The sequence below is a fragment of the Tenacibaculum amylolyticum genome, from assembly GCF_964511145.1.
In the GTDB taxonomy this organism is placed as follows: domain Bacteria; phylum Bacteroidota; class Bacteroidia; order Flavobacteriales; family Flavobacteriaceae; genus Polaribacter; species Polaribacter amylolyticum.
This window is the reverse complement of the sequence record NZ_CAZEFZ010000054.1, coordinates 1-3555: the sequence shown is the minus strand read 5'-3', so window position 1 is coordinate 3555 and position 3555 is coordinate 1. Positions and strand designations below refer to the sequence as shown.

The window sequence follows — 3555 nt, the reverse complement described above, 5'->3', positions numbered from 1 at the left end:
AATAAGATCAACCTTACTTGGTTTTTTACAGGGTTCACCTTTCTTGGACTTTAACAAGTAATTTGTGAACTCTAAACCATTATCAGTTAGGATATGAGTAAGTTTAAAAGGATAGAATTTAATACAGTCTTTAACAAAGTTTTTAGCATTTTCTGAGGTTTTAGAGTCGTATATTTTAAAATAAACCATTCTAGTTGCTCTATCTATTGCAACAAACAAATATTTCCTATTACCGTTAATCTTTGGTAAGTAAGTGACATCTACATGCAAAAACCCAGGGTTATACTCTTTGAACTTTTTAGCCTTTTCTTTGTGTTCTTTTGGAACTTTATTAACACCGTATCTCTTGAAAGTCCTATAAATAGCACTTCTTTGTTTTAGATACTGGTTTGAAAAAACCATATAACCTAAATCATCCAAAGGCAGCCATGTAGCTCTTCTTAAAGCGACAATAAGTTCTTGTTCATAGTAAGTTAACGAATAATGAACCGTTTTTGGCTTACTGCTTCTATCCGTTGTATAATCTCTATTACGCCACCTTTTTACGGTGGTTAATGAAATTTTGTACTTTTCGGATAATTGTTTAGATGATAGTTTACTTTGTTGGATTTCTTTTCTTAAATGTGCATTGGTTGTTGCGTTACTGTGATATAACTGCATAAATTCTTTCTCTTATTTTCTGTGTATCAATTTTTTAGGGAACTATAATAATTTCAATGACCGTTAATAGTATTACAATCTTAATAATTTTTAATCAAAAAAACAAAAAAACACCTCGTTAAAGGTGTTTTAGGTCAACTGATAAACTATAAAAATGTTGCGATAAGCTACGCAACGAAGCTTCTTTTTCATACAATTACATTATTCGAAGCCGTACTTACCAGTACGTGTGTGGTAGAAATATTTACGACCAACAGAATTATTTGAGTATTCGAATATTTTCAACCATTTATAAAAGTGTAAACCACTAAAGTAGTTTACAATACTGTTTATGTTTCTACCTCTTTTAACTTTATACCACTTGGTACCTCCATTTTCATAACGAACCATTATAATGCTATATGTGTGTATTTTACCTAGCTTCATGATTTTTTACTATTTTTACGAAAAAAAATACTATATACTATGACAATTAATAGACTCATAATTATAACAACTATACTAAGTTTTTTTATAGGGTACTTTTTGGGTTATATAAACGGAAAAAAGAAAGGATATATAAAAAGAGTTAAAGAGGATGATGCTAAAAAACTCCTTTAGTAATATTTGAAAGATGTTTTAACTCAGATTCAGTTAACTCGTTCTCTAACCAACCTATAAGATCAATTTTAACACCTAAAACACTATCTGCCCAGGTACCTGTATATTCTAAATAGTATCTAGAACCAAATGCATTGTATATTTTGGCAAAATCACCTTGATTAACACCACTTAAAAGAGAATATATTCTATCCTCATCAGTACCAACTTTATACATAGCTGAATATAGACCCTCAGCTATTACACGAGCTTGATAATCTGATATAACTGCACCAGTATCCTGTAAAGGTTGATAATCAACTCCATTGCCTAAAAAACCGTTAAAAAACGCTTTGACTTTCTCCATAGACAAAGTTGAGAATAAAATTATTAGAACGATTAAAAAAAGAACTATAAGAAAATTCTTTAAAAATTGGAATATAGACTTCATAGTTTATGTATTTGTTAGAACAAAAATGTCAAACACGATAAATAAAATTAATGCATAGTGCATCATATATTACAAATAGTTAAATTCTAGTTGATTCTCAAAGCTACCAAACTGTTTTACATAGTTTTGTTTGAATGATCTTAGTGCTTTTTTGTTCTTTTCAATCCTATTATTCTCCAAAAAGTCCTTTTTATCTTTTGCAAGTCTATTTTGAAATTCTTCTACAGACTCGTATTTTTCCGATCTAATAAAAGGCTGGGTAGGTATTGGAGCAGGCTTAATATTACCGTTCTGAAGTTTGTAAAACGTTTTGATACTTGACCATAAATCCTTGTATTTTTTATATATCTCGTTATATACTCGACCAGAGAAGTAACTAAAAAAATCCTCTTTTATAGTCTGATATATTTGATCTGAGTTTATCAGTGATACAACATGAGAGAAGTAATAATCACCCTCGCAATATTTAGGATAATCTAAACGCTTAGTTTCAGAAGAACAACCCCATAATTTACCAAGTACAGGACGTTTCCCAAATTCTAATTTAGTCATATACTTGATTATATACTTTGTAGGATTCTTTATTTTACGCCCCTTTTTATCAGTTTTAAGGCTATGTACATCAATACTATTAGGATTACGATTACCGTTTTTTTCAAAGTGTCTGTCGAGATAGCCTAGTTTGTCAAGTTGTTTATTCCATAGTTTGCGATGTACTGTCCAATGGATCCATTTATCTAAAAGTAAGTGAAAATGGATGTTTCCACTTTTATGCGTTTCTGCTTTCCAAACATAGTATTTAACACCGTAAGTTTTCTGTAGATTTTCTATGTATCGAGTTTGCAAAAGCTTTATTTCCTTATCTGAATGTATTTGTTTACCAGGTATAGTTAAAGTAACAAAAACAACGTATTGACCAGTCTTATAATCAACTTTATTATCTTTACTGAACATAACCGTATTAATCATAGTTTCACATGCTTTCTTACAACTCTTAACTTGTGCTTTTGAAAGTGTACCTAAGGGCTTTAAATCTACATCATATTTCTTTTTCATGTAATCAACATGGTTTTTGTAAAGTGACTGAACTTCGTTTACTTCGTTCAAAAAACTTGATGTATACTCAAAACTATTAATACGGTCTAAGTATTCGGATTGTTGATTCTGTTTTAAAAGTCTTTTATCTCCATTTCTAGAGAAGTTAAGGTAACTAACATCAAAGTACTGAGAGATACCTTGGTTTTTTAAGGAAAATGTACAAGGGGCATTCATAGGGAATAGACTCAAAAACTCAGCGCGGGCAAGCCCTTGCTTCGTTTTTTCGATTTTACCGTTATGTTTTTGACAAGCCAATAGAAAAGCCGCTGACGCGTCTTGAATTGACGTGTAACGGCTTAGTGATTAAATGTTAATGTTTTCTTTTGAGGTGTCTTATAAGGCTTTAAAGCTCTGTAAATGGTACTTAAAGAGCAAAAAAGCATATTATCAGCTATTTCGACATAAGCTTGTCTAATAGTAAAAATATCATTTGTTTTATCTCTAAGAAGTTTGTTTGTTTGGGATTCAATAAACTCTCTTCTAGTCTGGTGTAGTATTTCGTTTTTAGAAGGCATAGACTAGAGTATTTGGGTTCATAAACTCAATTACTCCATCCATAATTTCAACCTCTGAAACGTCGGTATGAGATGCTACATGTATATAGAATTTTGTAGTAAAGCTATCATGTAAGGATTTAACAAAAGTTTGTCCTTGATGTAATGTTTTTAGCGGTTGTGCGCTTTTAGTTAAGAATGACATAAAAATTAATTTTTATGTCATTGAAATAGTTACAAGTTCTAACTTAACGTTGTGCAACTATTCAGTTA

Annotated in this window: 6 protein-coding genes; all 6 read right to left on the bottom strand. The window is 30.5% G+C overall.

From position 1 onward, the window contains the following. A partial coding sequence (locus ACKTTC_RS13095; protein ID WP_408040285.1) for a DDE-type integrase/transposase/recombinase occupies nucleotides 1–660 on the bottom strand: 660 nt, incomplete at its 3' end. Between the two features lie 201 nt (nucleotides 661–861). Then, entirely contained in the window at nucleotides 862–1086 is a 225-nt protein-coding gene (locus ACKTTC_RS13090) for a hypothetical protein (RefSeq protein ID WP_408040284.1), read from the bottom strand. A 157-nt stretch (nucleotides 1087–1243) separates the two neighbouring features. Beyond that, nucleotides 1244–1606: a hypothetical protein gene (locus ACKTTC_RS13085; protein WP_408040283.1), complete on the bottom strand. Its 363-nt coding sequence runs from the start codon at nucleotides 1604–1606 to the stop codon at nucleotides 1244–1246. 153 nt (nucleotides 1607–1759) lie between these two features. Continuing rightward, nucleotides 1760–3043, bottom strand: a complete 1284-nt coding sequence (locus tag ACKTTC_RS13080) for a rolling circle replication-associated protein (RefSeq protein WP_408040282.1) — start codon at nucleotides 3041–3043, stop codon at nucleotides 1760–1762. Nucleotides 3044–3084: 41 nt separating this feature from the next. After that, the gene (locus ACKTTC_RS13075; RefSeq protein WP_408040281.1) at nucleotides 3085–3303 is read right to left on the bottom strand and encodes a hypothetical protein; all 219 of its coding nucleotides are present in this window, start codon (nucleotides 3301–3303) and stop codon (nucleotides 3085–3087) included. Then, nucleotides 3293–3487, bottom strand: a complete 195-nt coding sequence (locus ACKTTC_RS13070) for a hypothetical protein (protein ID WP_408040280.1) — start codon at nucleotides 3485–3487, stop codon at nucleotides 3293–3295. Before ACKTTC_RS13070 ends, ACKTTC_RS13075 begins: the two co-directional genes overlap by 11 nt. Nucleotides 3488–3555: the final 68 nt, after the last annotated feature.